The organism is Streptomyces sp. NPDC053665, assembly GCF_055585285.1.
In genome coordinates, this window is sequence record NZ_JBVJKK010000001.1 from 833,980 (window position 1) to 857,139 (window position 23,160).

Sequence of the window (23,160 nt, forward strand, 5' to 3'; positions counted from 1 at the left end):
GCCTTTCGTCGTAAGGGGGGGGTCGGCGGCGTCAGCCCTTGGTGCTGCCCGCACTGATCCCGGCGATGATGTGCCGCTGGAAGACGAGGAACAGCGCGACCATGGGGATGCTGGCGATCACCATGGCGGCGATGAGCACGGTCAGCTGGATGTTCTGCGACAGCTGGACGAGGGCCACGCTGATCGGCTGCCTGCCGGTGTCGGAGAAGACCATCAGGGGCCAGAGGAAGTCCTGCCACACGGCGACCAGCGCGAAGATCGACACCACGCCCAGCACGGGCCGGGACATGGGCAGCACGATCGACCACAGCACCCGCAGCCGCCCGGCACCGTCCATCTCGGCCGCTTCCAGGACGTCCCGGGGGATCTGGTCGAAGAACCGCTTGAGCAGGTAGAGGTTGAAGGCGTTGGCGACGGCCGGCAGCCAGATGGCGAGCGGGTCGTTGAGCAGGCCGAGGTCGGCGACGGTCAGGTACTTGGGCACGACCAGGGCCTGCGCCGGGACCATCAGGGTGGCCAGGATGCCGGCCAGGACGACCTTGCCGAAGGCGGGCTTCAGCTTGGACAGGGCGTAGGCGGCGGCGGTGCAGAACACCAGCTGGAACAGCCACGCCCCGGCCGCCTGCACGACCGTGTTCCACAGGTGCGTGGGCAACTGCATCAGGTCCCAGGCGTCCGTGTAGCCGGACGTCCGCCAGGTGTCCGGGACGAGGGTGGGCGGGGTGCGCGCCACCTCGTCGGCCGACTTCATCGCGCCCGTGACCATCCAGTAGACGGGGAAGAGGAAGGCCAGCGCGAACAGCAGGACGACGCCGGTGAACACGGTCCAGTACACGGCCCTGCCGCGCGGCCGGGCGAGGACGGCCGGGGAGACCAGGGTGCGGGTGCTGCTCATGCCGCCTCCCCGTCGGTCCGGGTCAGCCGCAGGTACCCGGCGGAGAACAGGCCGAGCAGCAGCAGGAGCATCACGCTGAGCGCGCAGGCCCCGCCGAAGTCGTTGTACAGGAAGGCGTACTTGTAGATCAGGTACAGCACGGTGACCGTGGCGTTCTCCGGGCCGCCGCCCGTGATGACGAACGGTTCGGTGAACACCTGCATGGTGGCGATGATCTGAAGCAGCATCAGCATGAGGATCACGAACCTGGTCTGCGGGACGGTGACGTGCCGGACGCGTTGCAGCAGGCTCGCCCCGTCCAGTTCGGCCGCCTCGTACAGCTCGCCGGGGATGGACTGCAGGGCGGCCAGGTAGATCAGCACGGTGCCGCCCATGTTGGCCCAGGTGGCCACGATGACGAGGGAGACGAGGGCGGTGTCGGCGCCGTTGGACCAGTTGGAGGTGGGCAGGTGCAGGAACCGCAGCGCCTCGTTGGCGAGACCGGCGCCGGGGTCGTAGAACCACTTCCACAGCAGGGCGCTGACCACCGGCGGGATCATCACCGGCAGGTAGACCACGACACGGAAGAACGCCCTGGCGTGACGGAGTTCGTTGAGGACGAGGGCCAGCACGAAGGGGACCGCGAAGCCGATCAGCAGGGCGAGCACGGTGAAGGTGAGGGTGTTGCGCCAGGCGGCGGCGAACTCCGGGTCCTGCACGACGCGGGTGAAGTTGGCCGTGCCGACCCATTCGGGGTCGGAGCCGGGCGTGTACTTCTGGAAGGCGATCACGACCGCGCGGATCGCCGGGTACCAGGAGAACAGGGCGAAGCAGATCAGTCCGCCCAGGAGGAAGGCGTAGGCGCGGCCCTGGTCGGCGAGGCGGCGGCGCCGCCCCCGGTCCCCTGCCGGGGACGGTGCCTGGACCGGGCGGACCGCGATCGCCCGGGCGAGCGGCCGGTCGGCGGTCCTCGTCGGGATGGGCCCCGGGTGCTTCACCGGGCTCAGCCCCGTGCCAGGATGCCGTCGATCTTGCCGGAGGCGTCCTTCAGCAGCCGGTCGATGTCCGCGTCCCGCTTGGTGAGGACGGCGGAGACGACCCCGTCGAGCACGGAGTAGATCTGCTGGGCGTGGGGCGGCTCGATCTTCATGCCGAGGTTCTGGTTGCCGTCCAGGAAGGGCTGGTAGTTCTCCACCGGGACATTGGCGTTGGCCTTCTTGACCTGCTGGTCCTTGGCATCGGCGGCGCCGGTGAACAGGCGCGGCTCGGGCAGTCCGACCGGGGCGTCGTTCTTCTTGGCGCGGGCGTAGTCCCCGAGGAAGCCGTCGCCGGGGGTGAGGAACATGTGGTCCAGCCACTTGAGCCCGGCGCGGATCTGGGCGGGGCTCGCCTTCTTGCTGAACATGTAGCCGTCACCGCCGACGAGGGTCGCCCTGCCGCCGGGCATCGGGGCGATGGCGATGTCCTCGTAGTCGGCGCCCTTCTCCTTGACCAGGATCGGGATGTTGTCGGGGGCGGCGAGGTACATGCCGAGCTTGCCCGAACCCATCATCTGCTGCGCGTCGTTGATGACCAGGAGCTGCTTGCTGCCCATCGACTCGTCCGTCCAGCGCATGTCGTGCAGGGTCCGCAGCACGGCGCGGCCCTCGGGGCTGTCGACGGTCGCCCGCTCGCCGGCGGCGTCGACGACCTCGCCGCCCTGGGAGTACAGCTCGGCGGTGAAGTGCCAGCCGCCCTGGTTCTGGGCGCTGTAGTCGGCGTAGCCGACGGTGCCGCCGCCCAGGCCGGCGATCTTCTTGGCGGCGCTGCGGACCTCGGGCCAGGTCGCCGGGGGCCGCTCGGGGTCGAGGCCGGCCTTCTCGAAGAGGGCCTTGTTGTAGATCAGGCCCATCGAGTAGCCGGTGCGCGGGACGCCGTACACCTTGCCGTCGACGGTGTAGATGTCGCGCAGCTGCTTCTGGACGGTGCCGTAGCTCTTGAGCTCCTTGACGTACGGCGTGAGATCGGCGGCCTGGTCGATGTCGACGACGTGCCGGGCGTCGGTGAAGTACGTGTAGAAGACGTCCTCCATCTGCCCGCCGGCGAGTTTCGCGTCGAACGTCTTGGGGTCCTGGCAGGGGAACGCGTCGTGCGGGACGACGTCGATGTCCGGGTTCTGCTTCTCGAAGGCGGCGACGTCCTCCTCGAAGAACGCGCGGTCGACCTTGGCGCTCTTGGGGGGCATGCAGTTGACCGTGATGCGGGTCTTGCCACTGGCGGAGTCGCCGTCGGCTCCGCCGCAGGCGGTGAGCGCGAGCGCGCTGACGCCGATCACGGCGACGGTACGGCGGATCCCGGTGCTTGTCATCGGTGGACCCCTTAGGGCAGGAGCGGGTGGACGCCTCAGGACGGGAGCGGGGGCGCCGCACACTCAAGCACCGGCGACATCTGTCCGCAAGATGTCGCGCAGAATCTGTAATTGTTCGACAGAAGGGTGGATCTCAGATGCGCGGTGCCTGGGCCGTCGAGCCGCGCACCACCAGTTCCGGCTCGAACAGCAGCTCGTCGGCCGCCACCGAACCACCGCTGATCTGGGCGTTCAGCAGCTCCACGACGGCCTTGCCCATGGCCTCGATGGGCTGGCGGACCGTGGTGAGCGGGGGCTCGGTGCAGTTCATCAGCGCGGAGTCGTCGTAGCCCACGACGGAGATCCGCGCGGGCACGTCGAGTCCCTTGCGGCGGGCGGCGCGCACGACGCCGAGGGCCAGCGGGTCGCTGGCGCAGATGAAGCCGGTGACGCCCCGGTCGATGAGCCGGGCCGCCGCCGCGTGTCCACCCTCGATGGAGAACATGGCGCGGGCGACGAACTCGTCGGGCACGTGCCCCACGGCCCGTACGGCGGCCAGTTTGCGTGCCGACGGGACGTGGTCGGCCGGGCCCAGCACCAGCCCGATGCGCTCGTGCCCGAGGGAGGACAGGTGCCGCCAGGCCTGTTCGACCGCGACCGCGTCGTCGCAGGACACGCCGGGAAAGCCCAGGTGCTCGATGGCGGCGTTGACCAGCACGACGGGGATGTGCCGCTCGGCGAGCTGCCGGTAGTGGTCGTGCGGGGCGTCGGCCTGGGCGTACAGGCCGCCGGCGAACACCACGCCGGAGACCTGCTGCTGGAGCAGCAGCGTCACGTAGTCCGCCTCGGAGACACCGCCGCGGGTCTGTGTGCACAGCACCGGGGTCAGTCCGAGCTGGGCCAGGGCCCCGCCGATGACCTCCGCGAACGCCGGGAAGATCGGGTTCTGCAGCTCGGGCAGGACCAGACCGACCAGACGGGCGCGCTCGCCGCGCAGCTGCGTGGGGCGCTCGTAGCCCAGGACGTCGAGGGCGGAGAGCACCGCCTGCCGGGTCGGCTCGGAGACCCCGGGCTTGCCGTTGAGCACCCGGCTGACGGTGGCCTCGCTGACCCCGACCTTCTTCGCCACCTCGGCAAGTCGTCGCGTCATGCCCGCAAGACTAGCGCAAGAAACGCAAGCTGCTTGCGTAACTGCGCAAGGAGGGGGTCAGGGCGCGGCCCACATCCCCCTGACGTGGCCGAGGTGGCGGGTCATCACCGCGCGCACGGCCTCCTCGTCGCGGGCCAGCAGGGCGTCGAGGATCTCCAAGTGTTCCTCGGCGGACGCACGCAGCCGTCCCTGTTCCACCAGCGCCGTCAGCCCGTAGAGCCGCGAGCGGCGCCGGAGATCCCGCACGACGTCGACGAGGTGGCCGTTGCCGGCGAGGGCCAGCAGGCCGAGGTGGAAGCGCAGGTCGGCCTCGACGTAGGCGATGAGGTCGCCGTCGGCCGCGGAGGTGACGATCTCCTCGGCCACCGGGCGCAGCGCCCGCAGGGCCGCCGGGTCGGCCGTCGCCGCGAGCCCCGCCGTCGTGGGGATCTCGATCAGCCGCCGGACGTGCGTGTACTCGTCGAGCTGCCGCTCGGAGACGGCGGTGACCCGGAAGCCCTTGTTGGGCACGGTGTCGACCAGTCCCTCCTTGGCGAGGTCGAGCATGGCCTCGCGCACCGGGGTCGCCGAGACGCCGAAGCGGGCGGCGAGGCCGGGGGCCGAGTACACCTCGCCCGGCCGCAGTTCACCGGCGATGAGGGCGGCCCGCAGCGCGTCCGCGACCCGTTCCCGGTGGCTGGGCTTCCTGCTGCCGAGCACGGGCAGGGCGGGGGTGTGCTGCGGGGCCATGTCGGTCGTGGTTCCTCTCGTGTGCGCGGGCGTGCCCGGCCTACAGGACGAATCCCGCGGGGAACGGGTCGTCGGGGTCGAGCAGGTACTGGGCGGTGCCGGTGATCCAGGCCCGTCCGGTGAAGCTGGGCAGGACGGCCGGCCGGCCGGCGACCTCGGTCGTGCCGAGCAGTCTGCCGGTGAAGCGGGTGCCGATGAAGGACTCGTTCACGAACTCGGTGTGCAGCGGGAGTTCGCCGCGTGCGTGCAACTGCGCCATCCGGGCGCTGGTGCCGGTGCCGCAGGGCGAGCGGTCGAACCAGCCGGGGTGGATGGCCATGGCGTGCCGGGAGTGGGCGGCGGTCGAGCCGGGGGCCGCCAGGTACACGTGGTGCAGTCCGCGGATCGAGGGATCCTCGGGGTGGACGGGCGGGTCCTCGGCGTTGACGGCGGCCATCAACGACAGACCCGCGGCGAGGATCTCGTCCTTGCGGGAGCGGTCGAAGGGCAGCCCGAACCGCTCCAGGGGCAGGATGGCGTAGAAGTTGCCGCCGAACGCCAGGTCGTACGTCACCGAGCGGCCGTCGGGCAGGACCGCCTCGCGGTCGAGGCCGACGGCGAAGGAGGGCACGTTGCGCAGGGTGACCTGCCTGGCGGCCCCGTCCTCGACGGCCACCTCGGCCAGCACCGGGCCCGCCGGGGTGTCCAGGCGGATGGTCGTGACGGGTTCGACGGCCTCGACCATGCCGGTCTCGACGAGCACGGTGGCCACCCCGATGGTGCCGTGCCCGCACATCGGCAGATAACCGGAGACCTCGATGTAGAGGACGCCCCAGTCGCAGTCGGGGCGGGTGGGCGGCTGGAGGATCGCGCCGCTCATGGCGGAGTGGCCGCGCGGCTCGTTCATCAGCAACTGCTTGACGTCGTCGCGGTGTTCGCGGAACCACAGCCGCCGTTCGTTCATCGTCGCGCCCGGGACGGTGCCGATGCCGCCGGTGATCACCCGGGTCGGCATGCCCTCGGTGTGCGAGTCGACGGCGTGCAGGACGAGTCTGCTGCGCATGGCCCCTACGCCCATCCGGCCGCGACGGCCTTCTCGGTGGCGGCCCGTACGGCGGCCTCCTGTTCGGGCAGCAGCGCCGCACGCGGCGGCCGGCAGGGGCCGCCGTGGCGGCCGACGACGTCCATGGACAACTTGATGGCCTGCACGAACTCCACCCGGGAGTCCCACCGCAGCAGCGGGTGCAGCTGCCGGTACAGCGGCAGAGCGGTTACCAGGTCGCCGGCCACCGCCGCCCGGTACAGCTCGGCCGAGGCCCGGGGCAGGGCGTTCGGGTAGCCCGCGACCCAGCCCTTGGCGCCCGCGACGGCCAGCTCCAGCAGGACGTCGTCGGCCCCGGCCAGCAGGTCCAGGTCCGGGGCCAGTTCGGCGATCCGGTAGGCCCGGCGGACATCGCCGGAGAACTCCTTGACGGCCCGGATGTGTCCCTCGCCGTGCAGCCGGGCGAGCAGTTCCGGCAGGAGGTCGACCTTGGTGTCTATGGGGTTGTTGTACGCCACGACCGGCAGGCCCGCCTTCGCGACCTCCGCGTAGTGGGCGAGGACGGACCGCTCGTCGGCGCGGTAGGCGTTCGGCGGCAGCAGCATCACCGAACGGCAGCCCGCCTCGGCCGCGTGCTCGGCCCAGCGCCGGGACTCGGCGGAGCCGTAGGCGGCGACGCCCGGCATCACCCGCTCCCCGCCGACCGCCGCGACGGCCGTCTCGACGACCCGGGCGCGTTCCTCGGGCGTGAGCACCTGGTACTCGCCGAGGGAGCCGTTGGGCACCACGCCGTCGCAGCCGTTCTCCACCAGCCAGGCGCAGTGCTCGGCGTAGCGGTCGAGGTTCACGGAGAGGTCGGGGTCGAGCGGCAGCGCGGTGGCGACGAGGACGCCGCGCCAGGGGCGGTGTTCGGTCATGACGGTCCCTTCTCGGTGTGTTGCCGTGCGAGGACGCCGAGCGGCACGGGCCGGGCGAACGGACGTGCGGGCGGGGTGGGCCGGCGGCCGGCGAGGGCGGCGACCGCCGCATGGCACATGCGGCCCTGGCACCAGCCCATTCCCGCCCGGGTCAGCAGCTTCACGGTCCGCTCGTCGCCCGCCCCGAGGTCCAGGGCGCCGCGGACGTCGCCGGCGGTGACCTCCTCGCAGCGGCAGACGACGGTGTCGCCGGTGAGCTGCTCGGCCCAGTGCGCGGGCGGGGCCCAGGCGGTGTCGAGGGCGGTGGCCGAATTCCGCTGCCGTGCCCGGGACCTGAGGGCGGCGGGCGCGGGGGCGGGGTCGGTGCCGCGCAGGCGGGCCGCGGCGGAGCTGCCGGCGATGTGCCCCTCGGCCAGGGCCAGGGCGGCGCCGCCGACGCCGGTGGTCTCCCCGGCCGCCCATACGCCGGGCACGTCGGTGCGCTGCTCGGCGTCGACGGCCACGCCGAGTCCGTCCAGGCGGCAGCCCAGGGCCCCGGCGAGATCGGTCTGCGGGACCATGCCGTGGCCGACGGCCAGGGTGTCGCAGTCCAGCCGCCGTTCGGTGCCGGGCCGGACGCGGTCGTCGGGTCCGAGGGCGGCGATCGTGACGCCGGTCAGCCGGTCCTCGCCGTGGGCGCGGACGACGGTGTGGCGGGTGAGGACCGGCACACGGTGGCGCAGCAGCCGGGCCGCGTACCCGGCGCCTTCGGGGACCTTGGCGGCCAGGGCCCGGGCGTGGCGGGCGAGCCGCCGGGGGCCGGTGGACTCGACGAGTGCGGCGACCCCCACCCCGGCCGCGGCGAGGCCGGCGGCCACGGGCAGCAGCAGCGGTCCGGTCCCGGCGACGACGGCCCGGCCGCCCGGCACCACCAGCCCGCCCTTGAGCATGGCCTGCGCTCCTCCGGCGGTGACGACGCCGGGCAGGGTCCAGCCGGGGAAGGGCAGGACCGTCTCGTGACCGCCGGTGGCCAGCAGGAGGGCACGCGCGTGCACCTCGGCGGGCTCCTCCTGCCCGGGGCCGAGCAGGGCGTGCACGGTGAAACCGCCGGAGACCGGTTCCACGCACCAGACGTGATGCTCCGTCAGAACGTTCACGGCGGCGGCGGCGAGGTCGTCCCGCAGCCGCTGCCACGTCCGCCACCGGTGGTGCAGCGCCTCGGGCCGGGTGGCGCCGAGACCGGCCGCGGGCTGCCGGTAGAACTGCCCGCCCGGCCCGGGCGCGGCGTCGACGAGCGCCACACGCACCCCGCGTGCGGACGCGGCCAGGGCGGCGGCGAGACCGGCGGGCCCGGCCCCGATCACGGCGAGGTCAGTGCGCACGGCGCGCCTCCCGGTGGGCGGTCCGGTCCCGGTCGGCGGCGGGGCCGGTGCGCGGGGCGCCGAACGGCACGGGTTCAGTCCGCACGGCGCACCTCGCCGTGACCCGACCCGGCCTGGGTGACGATCGTGTCGCCCGGGTGCACCGGCACCAGGCAGGCGCGTTGGCCGGGGCGGTCGTTGACGGTCACCAGGCAGTCGAAGCAGACGCCGATCCCGCAGAACACCCCGCGCGGGCGGCCCTCGCCCCGGGTGGTCCGCCAGGAGGTGACGCCGGCCGTCCACAGCACGGCGGCGACCGTCTGCCCGGGCAGGGCCTGCACGGGGCGGCCGTCGAAGGTGACGGTGAAGGCGGGGCCGGGCCGGGCGCCCGCCAGCTCCAGGGGATTCACGGGGCCTCCTGCGGGAAGCGGTCGGGCCGGAACGGCCCGAGGTCCAGGTCGGGCGGCTCACCGGTGAGCGCCCGGGCGATCAGCCGGCCGGTGCCGGTGGCGAGCCCGATGCCCGCGCCCTCGTGCCCGCAGGCGTGGAAGAGGCCGGGCAGGCGGGGGTCGGGGCCGATCGCGGGCAGGTGGTCGGGCAGATACGGCCGGAAACCGGCGTAGGTGCGCAGGGCGCGCACGCCGGCGAGGAACGGGAACAGCGCGGTGGCCCCGGCGGCGAGGGCCCGGACGGCCGGGAGCGACAACGACCGGTCGAAACCGACCCGTTCGCGGCTGGCGCCGATGAGGACCGGCCCCGCGGGCGTGCCCTCCACCACCGGGGAGGTCTGCAGCGACGCCGCGTCGCTGGCCACGTCGGCGACGTAGTCCGCGGCGTACACCTTGTGCCGGATCCGGGGCGGCAGCGGCTCGGTGACCAGGACGAAACCGCGCCGGGGCAGGACGGGCAGGCGGACTCCGGCCCGGGCCGCCACCTCGGCGCCCCAGGTGCCCGCCGCGTTGACCACCGCCGGGGCGTGCAGCTCGCCCCGGTCGGTCCGCACGCCGCGTACCGCACCACCGGCTCCGCGCAGCACCTCGGTCACCTCCCGGCCGGTGAGCAGCCGGGCCCCGGAGGCGCGCAGGAGGTGCGCGGCCGCGAGGGCGGGCATCACCTGGGCGTCCTGCGGGTAGTGCATGCCGCCCGCGAGGCCGGGGGCCAGGTGCGGTTCCAGGTCGCGGAGCCCGGTCGCCGGCACCGGCAGTGCCGCCACCCCCGCCGCCCGCTGCCCGGCGGCGAGCTTCTCCAGCCCGGCCAGGGCCGTGTCGCCGCCGGCGACGACGAGACCGCCCTTGGGTTCGTACTCGACGGCCCCGCCCAGCCCCTCCTCGGCCAGCTCGGCCCACAGGCGGGCGGACAGCAGGGCCAGTTCGAGTTCGGGGCCGGGCTCCTTGTCGGAGACGAGGAGGTTGCCCTCCCCCGCGCCGGTGGTGCCGCCGGCGACCGGGCCGCGGTCCACGACGACCGGACGCAGGCCGGCCCGGGCGGCGTACAAGGCGCAAGCGGCGCCGACCACTCCGGCGCCGATCACCACGACATCGCAGGTCAGCGGCTTGCTCACGCCAGTACTATGTCACACACCACACGCTCTGGGAATGGGTCCCGCACAGAGAGGACCCGCGAGGGGCGCGGCGCTGGGGGTCCCGGGCCGCGAGGAGTCAGCCGGCGGCGGGGACGACCCGGAGGTGGGAGGCGGCGCGGCGGGTGCGGCGGTCCCGGGACGGCGTGCGACGCGCGTCACGCAACACGAACGTGAGCCGGGTGCAGCCCAGTTCCTCCAGCGTGCGGGAGGTCTCGGCGACGATCCGGCACTCGACGGCGCCCCGCCGCGGGTCCGGGTGCAGCAGCGGCCGTACGGCGCCGTCCTGCTCGACGGCGTCCTCGCCGACCGAGCGGATCCAGTGCGGCAGGCCGTGCCGGTAGGCGGCCTCCATGATCGGGTCCTGGGCGATGTCCCGGCGGACCGACTGGAGCCCGTGATCGGGGCCGTGCGTCTCCACGGTCCGGGCGAAGTGCGCGAGCATCGGCAGGCACCAGCTGGACTCGTGGTCGCCGAGGACGGCGGGTGCGTCGGGGTGGAAGAGCACGAACCGCAGGAAGTTGTCGCCGGGCATCGCCGTCGGGTGCGGCCCGACGGCGGCGAAGAGCGACCGGAAGGCGCTGTTGGCCAGGACCACGTCCCAGCAGTGGTCCACGACGAGCGAGGGGGAGCCGGCTGTCTCCAGCAGCCCGGCGTAGTCCTCCAGGTAGGCCTGGATCTCGGGAGTCTCGGCGACGGGCCGCGGTGCCGGCCGCTGCCCTCCTGCCTGATATGCCATCGGGAGGTCACCCCTCTTGCCTGTGCGGCCCTGACGCGGCGCCCCGATCCTGCTGCCCGGAGCGGAGGCGTGTCAACTATCGTGGCATTCCGCGGCTGTTGACGGCTGAAATTGGCCACAGTTGTGGCGAGACCTGGATGTGAGTTCGAGGCACCGGCTACGCTCCGGTCAGTTCACGCCGGGGTAGGTCACGGCATCTATATGTGAGAAGCCTGTGAGAGACGTAGGAGATCTGTCGGTGACGGGTGGCTTCGTCGAAGGTCCGGGCGCCACGCAGGCTGTTGTGCTGCCGGCCGTCGTCTCCCGTGTCACCGCGCTCGCCGACCGGCTCGGCGTGCCGCACGCCGAGGTCTTCGACACCGCCCGGCTGTCCGCGGCCTCCGGGGTGCCGGAGTCCGTGGTCAAGGCGCTGCTCAGCGGCCGGCCTGCCGGTGAGCCGGATGTGCAGGCCCGGTTCCTGCAGCGTCTGGACCTGCTGCGGCGCACCCGGCTCAAGCCCAACGGCCGCAGATACACCCAGCAGGAGATCGCCGACGGCGCGGGCATGTCCCGGCAGCAGGCCGGCGCCCTCATCAACGGCGACCGGCGGCCGACCATGGAGCACTGCGACGCGCTGCAGCGGTTCTTCCGGGTGCACGCCGGCTTCCTGACCGCCGAGGATCCCGAGGCCCTGGTGAGCGCGTTGCAGCACACCGAGCAGGAGCTGCTGCAGAAGCTCGCCGACCGGGAGCGCCAGGCTGCCGCGGCGGTCGACGACCCGCTGGAGCGGCTGCTGCAGGACCACGGCGTGCGCGGCATCGCCTGGCGTGCCGCGCAGCTGCCCACCGACCAGCACCGCGACAAGGTCGCGGAGTGGCTGGACATGCTCCTGGAGAGCGTCAAGCGGCCCGAGTCGTGACCGTGGGGAGAACTGTGGGCATCGGTAGGGAAATGCGCCGCCTGTGCGGCGAGCTGGTCGCGGAGCTGACCCTCCCCGCGCCGGCGCGTCCGGACGAGCTGTACGCCGCGCTGTGCGACGGCATGAGCAGACGCCGCGGCCGCCCCGTGCGCTTCCGCACGGCCGCCTTCCCGCCCGGCACCGCGAGCGGGCTCTGGCTCGACATGGCCGAGCAGGACCTGGTGGTGATCGAGGAACGCACGGCCCCCGAGCACCAGTTGGTGATCCTGGGACACGAGCTGTGGCACATGAAGGCGGGCCACTGCTCGCACCACGTCGAGGGTGCGGCGGTCGCGGCCCGGCTGCTCGACGACCGCGCCGACCTCCAGGCGACCGTGCTGAAGGTCGCCGCGCGCACCCGCTTCGACCTCGACGACGAGCGCGAGGCGGAGAGCTTCGGACTGCTGCTCGCCAGCAAGTGCCGCGCCTGGCTGGCCGGTTCCGCGTCCCGCGCCCCGGCGCAGCGCGACCACCTGGCCGGGCGCATCGAGGCGTCCCTGGGGTACCGCGGCCCGCAGGGCTGACGGCCGCCCGCGCGGGTGGCGCGGGTCGGTCGCGTCTGCGCCGAGCGGGCGAACCGGAGGGCGGCGGGACCGGATTGTCAGTGGTGGGCGGCAAGCTGGGGGTGCGCACCGCTGTGCGGGGCGTCGTGCCCTGGCGGGCGCGGGACCGATGACGCCGACACGGGGAGAGCCGACCGATGCCGACCGCCGTACTGACCGACCGTGAACGCACCGCCGTCCAGGCGTACCTGCGTCTGCTGCACACCGTCCGGGCGGCCTTCGACCGGGACGGCGGCCCGCCCGTCGTCCCGCCCGCGGTGCTCGCCGAGGCGGAGCAGGCCCTTCGGGAGGCGGGCCTGACCGGCAACGAGGAGGCGTTCTTCCGCCTCCTGGAGAGCTGGTGCCCGGAACCGGGGCCCTGAGCCGGCGAGTCCCGGGGAGCCGCACCGGCCGGGGCCCGGGTGCGTGACGCGGTCCCGCTCAGGCGTGCGGGACCGCCACGGCCGTGGCGATCAGGCCGCGGCCCGTCGTCCAGCGGCCTTCGAAGTGGTCGAGGCGGCGGCCGCCGACCCGGGGGCCGGGGACGAGGAGCGCCGCGCGGAAGCTGCCGTCCTCGGCGAGTTCGACGTCCGCCTCCGTGAAGTCGAGCCACTCCCGGGTGAGGGGGAACCACGCCTTGTAGACGGACTCCTTCGCGCTGAACAGCAACCGGTCCCAGTGCACGTCGGGACGCCGGCCGGCGAGCCGCCGCAGCCGGTCCACCTCGGCCGGCAGGGCCACGGTCGACAGCACCTCCTCGAACAGCGGCTCGTGGACCTCGGCGTCGATGCCCAGGGAGGCCAGGTCGCAGGCGCGGACCAGCGCCGCGGCGCAGTAGTCGTCGCAGTGGGTCATGCTGCCGACCAGCCCGGCCGGCCAGCCCGGGGCGCCCCGCTCCCCCGGCAGGACCGGCTGCGGCGGCACACCGAGCTTCTCCATGGCACGCCGGGCGCAGGAGCGCACGACGGCGAACTCCCGCTGCCGTTTGGCGACCGCCCGGGTCAGGACGGCCGCCTCCTCGGGGAAGAGCTCGGCGGCCGCGGCGTCCCGGCCGTACGCTTCCACCGTCACCACGGCGGGGGGCAGCAGTTCCTCGATCACCGTTCCTCGCTCACTCGGGGCGCCGCGGCACATCCGTCCGGAGCCGGTGCGGCGGACAGCGGCTGACGGCGCTCACGGGCGGCGGGAGGCCGGCCCGCCGACCGGCCGCCGGCGGACGGCGGCTGCCCCGCACCCTCGGCCGTCGACATCATCTTCGCCCCCTCCGAGTGCCCCTGCGCACGCCTGCCCAAGAGATCACATCACGGGCCGCGGCGACAAGGCGGGCCGGGTGCCCGGCGGGCGGCGCGATCGCTCCCACGGGCGTGGCACGACCCGGCTCGCGAAAGCCGTATGATCGCCCCGACACCGCCGCCGTGAACTCCCCCTCGAGCAGGGCGGTTTGGTGACCCTCCCTCCTCCTGCCCGGGCACGGGCCGCCGAGCCCTGCCCGCGAACCGTGAAAGGCGGCCCGGATGGTCTCTCGCGTACGCGTCTGGCTCAACCGCACGTACGCGGAGAACGTGTTCTTCATGGATCAGCTGCGGAGGAATCCCGACGACCGGGCCGTCGAGATCCACGCCACGCACGGCGACCCGGACTCGCCCGTCCTGGCCGCCGCCGACACCGCGGAGCCGGAACCCGGGAACCTGTCCCCGGCCGGGTACGTCGAGTACGCGCTGGACCAGTGCGCGCGGCGCGGCATCGACGTGTTCGTGCCCCGGCTCCACCAGGCGGCGATCGTGGCGCACCGCGCCGAGTTCGCGGCGGCCGGCACCGCGCTGCTGGCACCGACGCCCGAGGCGGTGGCCCTCTTCGCGGACAAGGTGGTCGCCTACGAGGCGGTCCAGTCGATCGGCGTGCCCGTACCGCCCTGGTGGAGGGTCCGCACCGCGGAGGAACTCCTCGCCGCGGTCGAGGAGTTGGAGGCCGCCGGGCACCGCGCCTGCTTCAAGCCGGCCTCCGGGGCGGGCGGGGTGGGCTTCCGCGTGATCACCCGCAGCCCCTTCTCGCTGGCCCAGCTCGACGGGTTCCCCGGCCCGTACGTGCCGCTCGACCTGGTGCTGGAGGCACTGCACGGGGCCGGGGAGCCCGTCGACTGGCTGGTGATGCCCCGCCTGGAGCAGCCCGAGGTGTCGGTGGACTGCCTGACCGGCACGGACAACCGGGTCCGGCTGGCCGTCGGCCGCACCAAGAACGGCCGGCGCCGCGGCTTCACCCTGCACGAGCAGTGGCTGGAGCCGGCCCGGCGGATCGCCGAGGGCTTCGGTCTGCACCACCTGTCCAACATCCAGTTCCGCATGTTCGGCGAGCGGCCCGTGCTCATGGACGTCAACACCCGCCCGGCGGGCGGTTTGCACCAGCTGTCCCTGTGCGGTGTCAACGCCCCGTGGGCCGCGGTGCGACTGGCCCTCGGCGAGGACCCGGGCGAGATCGTCCCGCCGTTCCTGGGGCAGGACTACACGGTGGTGTCCGGGCCGCGCCCGCTGCGGCCGGTGTCCGTCCCGAAGCAGCGGCAGGCGGCCTGCGAGCCGCTCCCGGCGGTGCCCGCCCCGGCGGGCCCGGTCGACGCGGGCGCAGCGGCCGCGGTGCCCCTTCAGGACCTGGCCGCGAGCGCCTCGCGCCAGACGGGGCTGTCCACGTAGTGGTTGTCGAAGCGCTCCGAGGAGGCAGCGATCTCCTCGGGGGCGGCTTCGCCCCGCATCACCCGGCCCAGCAGCCGCAGGTAGTCGAACCGGCCCGCGCCCGGGGTGAAGACGAACAGCACGTCGGCCGTCTCATCGGGCGCGGCGGCGAAGGCGTGCGGGGTGTGCGGGGGCACCAGCAGGAAGTCGCCGGCCCGCAGCACGGTGATCTCCTCGCCGACCAGGACCTGGAGCGCACCGTCGAGCACGAAGAACAGCTCGGCCGCCTCGGTGTGCAGATGGGCGGGTGCGCCGACCGCGCCCTCGGCGAAGGTCGACCGGTAGCTGGTGAGCCGGCCGCCGGTGTCCGCGGAGTCGGCGAGGAGGGTCATCACACTGCTGGGGTCACGGGTCTGCTCCGCCTCGGCGGCGCGGGTGAGGACCGGCGGGAAGTCACGGGCGGGGGGCGTCTGCTGCTGCGTCGTCGTCATGATGACGAGCCTAGGCAGCCGGGTGACCCGGGGCAGGGGGCATTCCGCTGCCGCTTTCGTGGGTCAATCCGGTGCGGCCGGGAGCGGAGGGGGGACGGCGCTCACGCGACGGCGTTCATCTCAGGTACGCCAGCCCCGGGTGGGCCTCGGTGTAGCCCTCGACCAGCTTGCGGGCCACGTTCACGGAGTCGACGAGGGGGTGCAGCGCGAAGGCCTTCACGGCCGTCGCGCGGGATCCCGTCCGGGCGGCGGCCAGGACCTCGCGCTCGACGGCCTTGACCGCGCAGACCAGCCCGGTGGCGTGGCCGGGCAGCGGGTCGACGGCGAGGGGGTGGGCGCCGTTGGCGTCGACCAGGCAGGGCACCTCGATGACGGCCTCGCCGTCGAGCACCGACAGGGTGTGCCGGTTGCGGACGTTGAGGATCAGGGTGGTGCGCTCGTCGCGGGCGATGGCCCGCATCAGGGCGAGGGCGACCTTCTCGTAGCCGCCGGACAGGTCGTCCTCGTCGCGCTCGCCCGCGCCCGCGCTCTCGCGGTTCTCGGCCATGTAGGTGGCCTCGCGCTCGGCACGGGTGTCGTCCCAGGCCTTCAGGGCGGAGGTCCCCGGGTCCGCGACCTCGGCGTAGAAGCGGGCCTGCTGGTCGCGCAGGAAGGCGCCGCGGGTCTTCTCCGCCTGCCGGTAGGCGCTCACGGCCTCGCGGTTGAAGTAGTAGTAGTGCAGGTACTCGTTGGGGACGGCGCCCAGGGAGCGCAGCCAGTCGGCGCCGAAGAGCTTGCCCTCCTCGAAGGAGCCGAGCAGTGCCGGGTCCGCGAGCAGGCGCGGCAGTTCGTCCCGGCCGGCCACGTGCAGGCCGCGCACCCAGCCGAGGTGGTTGAGGCCGACGTAGTCGATGAACGCCTCGCCCGGGTTCCGCACGCCCACCACGCGGGCGATGCGGCGGCCGAGGCCGACCGGTGAGTCGCAGATCCCGATCACGCGGTCGCCCAGGTGGCGGGACATGGCCTCGGTGACCAGTCCGGCCGGGTTGGTGAAGTTGATGACCCAGGCGCCGGGGGCGAGCCGGGCCACACGCGCCGCGATGTCCTCGGCGACCGGCACCGTGCGCAGGCCGTAGGCGATGCCGCCGGCGCCGACCGTCTCCTGGCCGAGGACGCCCTCGGCCAGCGCGACGCGCTCGTCGTCCGCCCGGCCCTCCAGGCCGCCGACGCGGATCGCCGAGAACACGAAGTCGGCCCCGCGCAGCGCCTCGTCGAGGTCGGTGGTGGCGCTCACCTCGGGGGCGTCCGGGACACCCACGGCCTGTTCGGCGAGGACGCGCGTCACCGCCGAGAGTCGTCCCGCGTCCGGATCGTGCAGGACGACGCTGGTCACGCGGCCCTCGGCGTGGTCGGTCAGCAGGGCCCCGTACACCAGCGGCACGCGGAAGCCTCCGCCGCCCAGAATCGTCAGTCTCACCGGGTTCCTCCGCCTCCGTAGGCTGCGCGCGGCGCGCCGGGGACTCCCGACACGCGCCGCCTCGTTCGACGTGTCCGGCCGCGGGTACGCTCCGGCCCGCAGGCCCGGGCCACCGCGGTGCCCCGGCGTCCGTCGTCGTTCGGCCGACACGCCGTGAACCTTACTCATCTGTCCGGCCGGGGCCGGACCCCGCGCGCACCCGGTGAGGCGGGCTCACGTCTCCTGGGGTGGCGGGGTCATGGCCCAGCGGATGGTCCGGGTCAGGGCGAGGCCGGCGGGTCGTACGGCGAGGTCCTCGACGACCGGGACCCGGGGCAGCCACAGCAGGGAGCGGGCCCAGGGGGGCAGCGCGGTGACGGCGTTGGCGACGAGCCCGCCGTAGAAGGGCCGTACGGCCAGCGGCAGGGGCGGCCGGAGCAGCAGGAAGCGGGCGGCGGCCCGCGCCTCGGGCGTGGCCCGCAGCTCGGGCCGGTAGGCGGCCAGCCGCACGGCCAGCTCGCGGCGGTCGCGCGGCGGGTCGACCGCGCCCAGGGCCTCGGCGACCCGCGCGGTGTCGGCGACGTAGGCGTCCTGGCCGGCCGCGTCCAGGGGGCGGGCGCCGTAGCGGGTGTGGGCGCGCAGGAAGCTGTACGCCTCGGCTGCGTGGACCCAGCCGAGCAGGTGCGGGTCGGCCGCGTGGTACGGCTCGCCGTCGGCCGTGGTGCCGCGGATCCGCTCGTGGATGGCGCGTACCTGGTCGACGGCCCGCTGCGCGTCGTCGGCGGTGCCGTAGGTCGTCACCGCCAGGAAGGTGCTGGTGCGTTGCAGCCGCCCCCACGGGTCGCCGCGGTAGCCGGAGTGCCCGGCGACGGCCGCCATCGCCAGCGGGTGCAGGGACTGCAGGAGCAGCGCGGTCAGCCCGCCGATGAACATGGAGGCGTCGCCGTGGACCGTGCGGATCGGCCGGTCGGGGCCGAACCAGCGCGGTCCCGGTGTGTCGTGGATGCGGGCGCGGGTCTGCGGTCCGCCCGGGCCGGCGACGCGCCGGAACAGGGCCCGGCCCAGTTGCTCACGGACCTCGGTCAGCACGGTCGGCCTCCCTTCTCCCGTTCTCCAGTGTCCGGCATGGGCCCGCCCGTCCGGGAGGGGCGGGACGCCGGTGTCAGGAGCGGTGGTCCGCCGCCCGGCGGTCGGCCTCGCCTCCGGCGCCGAGCGGCCCGGTGGAGCGGAGCGGGGCCCGGGCCTCCAGCCGGGGCAGCGTGCGGCGCGTCACCCGCAGCACCACCGGCGGCAGGGCCGGGCGCACCGGCTGCGTCAGCCGCAGCCAGGCCGGCGCGTAGACGGCCGTGCGGCGGCGCTCCACGGCCCGCACCAGCCGGGCGGCCACGACCTCCGCCGGGTACACGCGGCGGGCCGGCGCGGGCATGTGACCGCGCAGTTCCCGCAGCACGTCGTACCGGTCGAAGTCGCGGATCATCTCGGTGTCGGTCCAGTTGATGTAGGCGACGCCCACGGCGACGCCCCGGTGCGCCACCTCCGCCCGCAGGGAGTGCGCGAAGGCCTCGACGCCCGCTTTCGAGGCGCAGTAGGCGCTCATCAGCGGGGCGGCGCCGATCGACGCCAGGGAGGCCACCTGGAGGTGGTAGCCGGCCGTCTCCAGCAGGTCCGGCAGGAACACGCGGGCCGTGTGCGAGCTGCCCGTGAGGTTGACCTCGATCACGCGGCGCCAGGAGGCCGGGTCCGAGGCGAGGAACGCGCCGCCCTCGGCGATCCCCGCGTTGGCCACCACGGCCGACGGGCGGCCGAGGGCGGACCGTACGGTGTCCGCGGCGGCGTGCAGGGCGTCCAGGTCGGTGACGTCCGCCGCGACGGCCAGGGACGGCCCTGGCAGGGACGCGGCGACGGCCTCGAGGGAGCCCTTCTCGTGCCCGAGGAGCGCCACCCGGGCGCCGCGCCGGGAGGTCTCGCGCGCCAGCGCGGCGCCCACACCGCGGGCGGCTCCGGTGATGACGACCGTGCGTCCGGCCAGTGGGCTGCTGTGCATGGGGGCCTTCCTTCCCGGCCGCGTCGCCGCGGCCGGTTCAGCGCCGGCTTCCGGTGCGGTCGCGGTGGGCCAGGAGCCGCTGCACGCCCGCCATCCCCGGCGCGCGGTGGCGGCGCAGAGCGGCCCGGGCGGCGTTGGCGCCGGGCGCGCCGTGCACCCCGCCGCCCGGGTGGGCCCCGGAGGAGGCGAGGTACAGGCCCGGCACGGGGGTCTCCGGGCGGCCGGTGCCCGGTAGGGGGCGGAAGAAGAGCTGCTGGTGCATGGCGGTCGTGCCGCCGTTGATGGCACCGCCGGCCAGGTTGGCGTCGAGCGCCTGGAGGGTGGGGGGCGCCAGGATGCGGCGGCCGCGGACGAGCGCGCGGAAGCCGGGTGCGAAGCGCTCCACCTGGCGCTCCATGCGGTCCGCCATGAGCTCCTGCTCCTTGGCGTCCCAGCTGCCGGTGATGCCCTCGTCGGCGGCGTCGGCGCGGATGTCGTGCGGGAGGTGGGTGTAGGCCCAGGCGGATTCGGTGCCGCGCGGGGAACGGGAGGCGTCGGAGGTGGTCATCTGCCCGAAGATCAGGAACGGGCGGTCCGGGACCTGCCGCATGGCGATCTGCGCGGCGAAACGGGTCAGCTCGTCCATGCCGTCGGCGAGGTGCACGGTCCCGGCCCGGGACGCCTGCCCGGCCTGCCAGGGCACGGGGCCGTCCAGGGCCCAGTCGACCTTGAAGGTGGCGAAGTCCCACTGGAAGTTCCGCAGGTCCCGCAGCAGTTGCGCGGGCAGGTGCTCGGCTTCGACGAGTTCGCCGAACAGGGCGGGCACCGACACGTCCGCCAGCACGGCGCGCCGGGCCCGCACGGCGTCACCGCCCGCCGTGCGCACGCCCAGCGCCCGGCCGCCGCCGACGACGATCCGCTCGACGCGCTGTCCGCACCGCACCCGCCCGCCCCGGCTCTCCAGACGCCGCACCAGGGCCGCGGTGAGCGCGCCGGAGCCGCCGGCGGGGACGGGAAAGCCGTAGGTCTGGCCCAGCATGGCCATCAGCCAGCCGAAGCCGCCGCTGCCCGCCGACTCCGGGGCGAGGTCGGCGTGCAGCGCGTTGCCGGCGAGGAGCAGCCGGCCTCCCTCGCCGCGGAACTCCTCCTCGCCGAGCCGGCGCACCGGCAGCACCAGGGAGCGGGCCAGGCGCAGCCCGCCCGCCGCGCGCAGCCGCAGGCCGAGCCGCGCCGCGGCGCGCACCGGCGGGAACGGCGTGAACAGGGCGTCCACGATGTCGCCGCGCAGGCCCTCCCAGACGTCGTGCAGCCGCTGCCAGGCCTCGCCGTCGCCCGGCGCGAAGGCTTCGAGGGACGCGGCGGTGGTCCCGGGGTCGCGGTCCAGCAGCGCGCAGCGGCCGTCGGAGAGCGGATGGGCGACCACGCTGGGCGCATGGCTCCACCGCAGGCCGTGCTCCTCCAGGCGCAGCCCCGCCACGATGGGCGAGGCCGCGGCGAGCGGGTAGAAGGAGCTGAACATGTCATTGACGTAGTCGGCGTGCACGCCCCGGTCGTGGCGCACCGCGCCGCCGGGTTCGGGCTGCTCCTCCAGGACCTCGACGCTCCACCCGGCGTCCGCCAGGACGTTCGCCGCGACCAGGCCGTTGGGGCCCGCGCCGATCACCACGGCATCAGGCACGGCCGGCTCCGCCCGCCCCGTCGGCCGCGGTGACCTGGCCGAGCGGGCGCCGGGTCTCGTACGCGTCGTCCTCCTCCTCGTCCGTGCCCTCGCACAGCCGGGCCAGCCGGGCCAGCATGGCGCGGTGGCGCAGCTGGATCAGGGCCTCGAAGCCCACGTTGTGCAGCCGGCCGCCCGCGCCGCGCAGGGGGTGTTCGTCGACGATGACCAGGCAGTTCTCGCCCCACGGCCGCAGTTCGATGGCGATGCGCGCGGTGCCGAGGACACCGGCCTTGGCCTCCAGCTCCAGCCGGCTGCCCTCCTCGCAGACGCGGACCACCGTCTCGTTGTCCAGCTGCACCGGTCCGAGCCGGACCTGGTACGCGATGGCCGCGTCCTCGTGCGGCCACTGCCCGCGCACGGGGTGGGACTCGGAGGTGCCCACCACCCATTCCGCGTAACGGTTGCCGTCGGCGAGGACCTCCCACACCGCGCTCGGCGGGACTCGGATCAGGTGATGGCGAACGGCCACGGAAACCTCCTGCTGCCTGGACCGGTCGGTCAGTCGTCCACCCCGGGTTCCCCGGCGAGCCCGCTTCAACAGCGTCGGCTTCCTCCCTCAGCCGGATGGAGGGGGTGGCTTCCCCGGCCCCGGGCCGACGGACCGCCGCCGCGGGGTGGGCCCCGGCGTCCCGGAGCCCAGGCCGGTGGGGCAACCCTCCCTGCTCGCCGGCTGTCGAACGAGGCGGGGCCGCCCGACGGCACTCGTGACGGGGGGAGGAACCGGTGAAGGCAGGAGCGGACCGGGCCCGGAGGCGGGCGCGACGGCCGGCCGCACACCCCGGGCAGCGGCGCGGGCTGCGACTGCTGCTCATGGCTGCGCTCGCGGGAACTATGGGCCTCGGCGCCGCCTGGGCAGGGCTGCCGCAGTGGACGCTGGTGATCGGCGTCCTCGTGTGCCTGATCGTCGACGACTCGGCGGGCCGGTACGTGCGGAAGTGGTCTCCCGGTCCGAGGCGGTCGAGCGCGGGGAGCCCGGACGGGCCGCCGACCAGTCCCCCGGCCGAATGATCCGCTCCGGCGCGCCGGGCGACGGCGTCCCGCCGGGCACCAGTAGGTCCAGACGCCCAACTCCCCCCTCAGTCGCACCCTTTGATTCCGTCCAGCCCGCGCGCCCGTTCCACGTTTTCCGTGGCTTCACCTCTTGACGACCGGCGCACCAGGGAGCACATTGGCGGCACTTTGAGAGCGCTCTCAGCCCTCCTCCCCAAGCGTTCTCCCCTTCCCCGTACCGAGAGGCCCCCCATGAGCGAAACCTCCGGCACCTCCCCCAGACCCCGGCGCCTGCGGCGCGCGCTCGTCGCCGTGGCGGGCGCCCTCGGACTCGCGGCGGCCGCCGCGGGTGTCGGCGCGCCCTCCGCGAGCGCCTCCGCCCCGCCTCCCCCGTCCGGCTGGACCCAGGTGTTCGCGGACGACTTCAACGGCCCCGCCGGCAGCGGCGTCAACACCGGCGACTGGCAGTACGCCACCGGCAAGGGCTATCCGGGCGGACCCGCCAACTGGGGCACCGGCGAGATCGAGACGATGACGAGCAGCACCGACAACGTCTCCCTCGACGGCAACGGCAACCTGCGCATCACGCCCCGCCGGGACGCCTCCGGCAACTGGACCTCCGGCCGCATCGAGACCAGGCGCACCGACTTCCGGCCCCCCGCCGGCGGCACACTGCGCGTGGAGTCGCGCATCCAGGTGCCCAACGTCACCGGAGCCGCCGCGAAGGGCTACTGGCCGGCGTTCTGGATGCTGGGCGCTCCCTACCGCGGCAACTACTGGAACTGGCCGGCCGTCGGCGAGCTGGACATCATGGAGAACACCCAGGGCATGAACACGGTGTTCGCCACGATGCACTGCGGCACCTCGCCCGGCGGCCCCTGCAACGAGACGAGCGGGATCGGCGGTTCGACCACGTGCCAGGGCACGACCTGTCAGGCCGGTTTCCACACCTACCGGATGGAGTGGGACCGCTCGACGAGCGTGGAGGAGATCCGCTTCTTCCTGGACGGCGCCAGGTTCCACACGGTGCGCGCCGACCAGGTCGACGCGACGACCTGGCGCAACGCCACGGACCACGGCTACTTCATCATCCTCAACGTGGCGATGGGCGGCGGTTTCCCGGACGCGTTCGGCGGCGGCCCCGACGGCGGCACGCAGCCCGGGCACGCCATGGTCGTCGACTACGTCCAGGTGCTGTCGTCCGGCGGGGGCACCACGCCCCCGCCGACCGGCAACCGCGACGCCTACGGCACCATCCAGGCCGAGTCCTTCGACGGCCAGTCCGGCGTCATCACCGAGACCACCACGGACACCGGCGGCGGCCGGAACATCGGCGCGATCGCGAGCGGGGACTGGGTGCAGTTCAAGGGCGTCGCCTTCGGTTCCACGGCGGCCCGGCAGTTCAGCGCCCGGGTCGCGAGCGGCGCGGCGAGCGGCGTCAGCGGGCTGGTCGAGGTGCGGCTGGACAGCCGCAGCAACGCGCCCGTCGGGAGTTTCGCGGTGGGCAGCACGGGCGGCTGGCAGTCGTGGCGGACGATCCCCGCCAACATCGGCGGCGTGACGGGCACGCACGACGTGTATCTGACCTTCACCAGCGGTCAGCCCACGGACTTCGTGAACGTCAACTGGTTCACCTTCGCCCGCTGACCGGATCCGGCCAGGGGCTCCACGCGCGCGTGGGGCC

The 23,160-nt window shown here is 74.2% G+C and carries 23 protein-coding genes; 5 read left to right on the top strand and 18 right to left on the bottom strand.

The annotated features are described in order from the left end of the window. Nucleotides 1-31: 31 nt before the first annotated feature. The 11 genes from ACZ6ZN_RS03590 to ACZ6ZN_RS03640 form a co-directional block, all read right to left on the bottom strand. The gene (locus ACZ6ZN_RS03590) at nucleotides 32-895 is read right to left on the bottom strand and encodes a carbohydrate ABC transporter permease (protein ID WP_451877023.1); all 864 of its coding nucleotides are present in this window, start codon (nucleotides 893-895) and stop codon (nucleotides 32-34) included. Then, on the bottom strand, nucleotides 892-1,872 hold the full coding sequence (locus tag ACZ6ZN_RS03595) for a carbohydrate ABC transporter permease (RefSeq protein WP_469642790.1): 981 nt from the start codon (nucleotides 1,870-1,872) through the stop codon (nucleotides 892-894). Before ACZ6ZN_RS03595 ends, ACZ6ZN_RS03590 begins: the two co-directional genes overlap by 4 nt. Before the next feature lie 5 nt (nucleotides 1,873-1,877). After that, a complete protein-coding gene (locus ACZ6ZN_RS03600; protein WP_398107885.1) occupies nucleotides 1,878-3,221 on the bottom strand; it encodes an ABC transporter substrate-binding protein in 1,344 nt (447 codons plus the stop codon). A gap of 133 nt (nucleotides 3,222-3,354) precedes the next feature. After that, entirely contained in the window at nucleotides 3,355-4,350 is a 996-nt protein-coding gene (locus tag ACZ6ZN_RS03605) for a LacI family DNA-binding transcriptional regulator (protein WP_398107886.1), read from the bottom strand. A 57-nt stretch (nucleotides 4,351-4,407) separates the two neighbouring features. Continuing rightward, nucleotides 4,408-5,079, bottom strand: coding sequence for a GntR family transcriptional regulator (locus ACZ6ZN_RS03610; RefSeq protein ID WP_369194908.1), 672 nt, complete (start codon nucleotides 5,077-5,079; stop codon nucleotides 4,408-4,410). A gap of 40 nt (nucleotides 5,080-5,119) precedes the next feature. After that, on the bottom strand, nucleotides 5,120-6,121 hold the full coding sequence (locus tag ACZ6ZN_RS03615) for a proline racemase family protein (protein WP_451877027.1): 1,002 nt from the start codon (nucleotides 6,119-6,121) through the stop codon (nucleotides 5,120-5,122). A gap of 5 nt (nucleotides 6,122-6,126) precedes the next feature. Continuing rightward, the gene (locus ACZ6ZN_RS03620; protein ID WP_469642793.1) at nucleotides 6,127-7,017 is read right to left on the bottom strand and encodes a dihydrodipicolinate synthase family protein; all 891 of its coding nucleotides are present in this window, start codon (nucleotides 7,015-7,017) and stop codon (nucleotides 6,127-6,129) included. Beyond that, a complete protein-coding gene (locus tag ACZ6ZN_RS03625) occupies nucleotides 7,014-8,378 on the bottom strand; it encodes an FAD-dependent oxidoreductase (RefSeq protein ID WP_469642794.1) in 1,365 nt (454 codons plus the stop codon). The genes ACZ6ZN_RS03620 and ACZ6ZN_RS03625 overlap by 4 nt, the downstream gene beginning before the upstream one ends. A gap of 74 nt (nucleotides 8,379-8,452) precedes the next feature. Then, nucleotides 8,453-8,767: a (2Fe-2S)-binding protein gene (locus tag ACZ6ZN_RS03630; protein WP_398107891.1), complete on the bottom strand. Its 315-nt coding sequence runs from the start codon at nucleotides 8,765-8,767 to the stop codon at nucleotides 8,453-8,455. Then, on the bottom strand, nucleotides 8,764-9,918 hold the full coding sequence (locus ACZ6ZN_RS03635; RefSeq protein ID WP_469642795.1) for an NAD(P)/FAD-dependent oxidoreductase: 1,155 nt from the start codon (nucleotides 9,916-9,918) through the stop codon (nucleotides 8,764-8,766). Before ACZ6ZN_RS03635 ends, ACZ6ZN_RS03630 begins: the two co-directional genes overlap by 4 nt. A 97-nt stretch (nucleotides 9,919-10,015) precedes the next feature. Further along, a complete protein-coding gene (locus tag ACZ6ZN_RS03640; RefSeq protein ID WP_469642796.1) occupies nucleotides 10,016-10,675 on the bottom strand; it encodes an MmyB family transcriptional regulator in 660 nt (219 codons plus the stop codon). A 238-nt stretch (nucleotides 10,676-10,913) separates the two neighbouring features. Here ACZ6ZN_RS03640 and ACZ6ZN_RS03645 point away from each other — a divergent pair, with 238 nt between their 5' ends. The 3 genes from ACZ6ZN_RS03645 (at nucleotide 10,914) to ACZ6ZN_RS03655 (ending at nucleotide 12,537) form a co-directional block, all read left to right on the top strand. After that, nucleotides 10,914-11,573 carry a helix-turn-helix domain-containing protein gene (locus tag ACZ6ZN_RS03645; protein ID WP_469642797.1) on the top strand — a complete coding sequence of 220 codons (660 nt, stop codon included), beginning with the start codon at nucleotides 10,914-10,916 and terminating at the stop codon, nucleotides 11,571-11,573. 32 nt (nucleotides 11,574-11,605) lie between these two features. Beyond that, nucleotides 11,606-12,136, top strand: a complete 531-nt coding sequence (locus ACZ6ZN_RS03650) for a toxin-antitoxin system, toxin component (RefSeq protein ID WP_398107946.1) — start codon at nucleotides 11,606-11,608, stop codon at nucleotides 12,134-12,136. 176 nt (nucleotides 12,137-12,312) lie between these two features. After that, on the top strand, nucleotides 12,313-12,537 hold the full coding sequence (locus ACZ6ZN_RS03655) for a hypothetical protein (RefSeq protein WP_398107895.1): 225 nt from the start codon (nucleotides 12,313-12,315) through the stop codon (nucleotides 12,535-12,537). Nucleotides 12,538-12,595: 58 nt separating this feature from the next. Here the strand turns inward: ACZ6ZN_RS03655 and ACZ6ZN_RS03660 are convergent, their stop codons facing one another. Next, complete coding sequence (locus ACZ6ZN_RS03660) at nucleotides 12,596-13,255, bottom strand: 4'-phosphopantetheinyl transferase family protein (protein WP_469642798.1); 660 nt, start codon at nucleotides 13,253-13,255, stop codon at nucleotides 12,596-12,598. Between the two features lie 413 nt (nucleotides 13,256-13,668). On the opposite strand from ACZ6ZN_RS03660, the gene ACZ6ZN_RS03665 reads away from it, so the two are divergent. Next, nucleotides 13,669-14,838 carry an ATP-grasp domain-containing protein gene (locus ACZ6ZN_RS03665; RefSeq protein WP_469642800.1) on the top strand — a complete coding sequence of 390 codons (1,170 nt, stop codon included), beginning with the start codon at nucleotides 13,669-13,671 and terminating at the stop codon, nucleotides 14,836-14,838. On the opposite strand, the gene ACZ6ZN_RS03670 is transcribed toward ACZ6ZN_RS03665, so the two are convergent. From ACZ6ZN_RS03670 to ACZ6ZN_RS03695, 6 genes are all read right to left on the bottom strand, one after another. After that, nucleotides 14,790-15,308, bottom strand: coding sequence for a cupin domain-containing protein (locus ACZ6ZN_RS03670; protein ID WP_469642802.1), 519 nt, complete (start codon nucleotides 15,306-15,308; stop codon nucleotides 14,790-14,792). The two genes, ACZ6ZN_RS03665 and ACZ6ZN_RS03670, sit on opposite strands and share 49 nt — an antisense overlap. A 115-nt stretch (nucleotides 15,309-15,423) precedes the next feature. Beyond that, entirely contained in the window at nucleotides 15,424-16,764 is a 1,341-nt protein-coding gene (locus ACZ6ZN_RS03675) for a 6-phospho-beta-glucosidase (RefSeq protein WP_469642804.1), read from the bottom strand. A 213-nt stretch (nucleotides 16,765-16,977) separates the two neighbouring features. Next, nucleotides 16,978-17,832, bottom strand: coding sequence for an oxygenase MpaB family protein (locus ACZ6ZN_RS03680; protein WP_469642806.1), 855 nt, complete (start codon nucleotides 17,830-17,832; stop codon nucleotides 16,978-16,980). A gap of 73 nt (nucleotides 17,833-17,905) precedes the next feature. Beyond that, on the bottom strand, nucleotides 17,906-18,787 hold the full coding sequence (locus ACZ6ZN_RS03685) for an SDR family oxidoreductase (RefSeq protein WP_451877036.1): 882 nt from the start codon (nucleotides 18,785-18,787) through the stop codon (nucleotides 17,906-17,908). Between the two features lie 37 nt (nucleotides 18,788-18,824). After that, a complete protein-coding gene (locus ACZ6ZN_RS03690; protein ID WP_469642808.1) occupies nucleotides 18,825-20,444 on the bottom strand; it encodes a phytoene desaturase family protein in 1,620 nt (539 codons plus the stop codon). Then, entirely contained in the window at nucleotides 20,437-20,955 is a 519-nt protein-coding gene (locus tag ACZ6ZN_RS03695; RefSeq protein ID WP_451877038.1) for an SRPBCC family protein, read from the bottom strand. Before ACZ6ZN_RS03695 ends, ACZ6ZN_RS03690 begins: the two co-directional genes overlap by 8 nt. 773 nt (nucleotides 20,956-21,728) lie before the next feature. Between ACZ6ZN_RS03695 and ACZ6ZN_RS03700 the strand changes: the two genes are divergently transcribed. Beyond that, on the top strand, nucleotides 21,729-23,123 hold the full coding sequence (locus ACZ6ZN_RS03700; protein WP_469642810.1) for a glycoside hydrolase family 16 protein: 1,395 nt from the start codon (nucleotides 21,729-21,731) through the stop codon (nucleotides 23,121-23,123). Nucleotides 23,124-23,160 lie beyond the last annotated feature (37 nt).

What these genes read in the sequence shown, in the direction of transcription:
- ACZ6ZN_RS03590 (WP_451877023.1), bottom strand. Translation starts at nt 895, where the DNA reads ATGAGCAGCACCCGCACCCTGGTCTCCCCGGCCGTCCTCGCCCGGCCG.
- ACZ6ZN_RS03600 (WP_398107885.1), bottom strand. Translation starts at nt 3,221, where the DNA reads ATGACAAGCACCGGGATCCGCCGTACCGTCGCCGTGATCGGCGTCAGC.
- ACZ6ZN_RS03605 (WP_398107886.1), bottom strand. Translation starts at nt 4,350, where the DNA reads ATGACGCGACGACTTGCCGAGGTGGCGAAGAAGGTCGGGGTCAGCGAG.
- ACZ6ZN_RS03610 (WP_369194908.1), bottom strand. Translation starts at nt 5,079, where the DNA reads ATGGCCCCGCAGCACACCCCCGCCCTGCCCGTGCTCGGCAGCAGGAAG.
- ACZ6ZN_RS03615 (WP_451877027.1), bottom strand. Translation starts at nt 6,121, where the DNA reads ATGCGCAGCAGACTCGTCCTGCACGCCGTCGACTCGCACACCGAGGGC.
- ACZ6ZN_RS03620 (WP_469642793.1), bottom strand. Translation starts at nt 7,017, where the DNA reads ATGACCGAACACCGCCCCTGGCGCGGCGTCCTCGTCGCCACCGCGCTG.
- ACZ6ZN_RS03640 (WP_469642796.1), bottom strand. Translation starts at nt 10,675, where the DNA reads ATGGCATATCAGGCAGGAGGGCAGCGGCCGGCACCGCGGCCCGTCGCC.
- ACZ6ZN_RS03650 (WP_398107946.1), top strand. Translation starts at nt 11,606, where the DNA reads ATGCGCCGCCTGTGCGGCGAGCTGGTCGCGGAGCTGACCCTCCCCGCG.
- ACZ6ZN_RS03655 (WP_398107895.1), top strand. Translation starts at nt 12,313, where the DNA reads ATGCCGACCGCCGTACTGACCGACCGTGAACGCACCGCCGTCCAGGCG.
- ACZ6ZN_RS03665 (WP_469642800.1), top strand. Translation starts at nt 13,669, where the DNA reads ATGGTCTCTCGCGTACGCGTCTGGCTCAACCGCACGTACGCGGAGAAC.
- ACZ6ZN_RS03670 (WP_469642802.1), bottom strand. Translation starts at nt 15,308, where the DNA reads ATGACGACGACGCAGCAGCAGACGCCCCCCGCCCGTGACTTCCCGCCG.
- ACZ6ZN_RS03685 (WP_451877036.1), bottom strand. Translation starts at nt 18,787, where the DNA reads ATGCACAGCAGCCCACTGGCCGGACGCACGGTCGTCATCACCGGAGCC.
- ACZ6ZN_RS03700 (WP_469642810.1), top strand. Translation starts at nt 21,729, where the DNA reads ATGAGCGAAACCTCCGGCACCTCCCCCAGACCCCGGCGCCTGCGGCGC.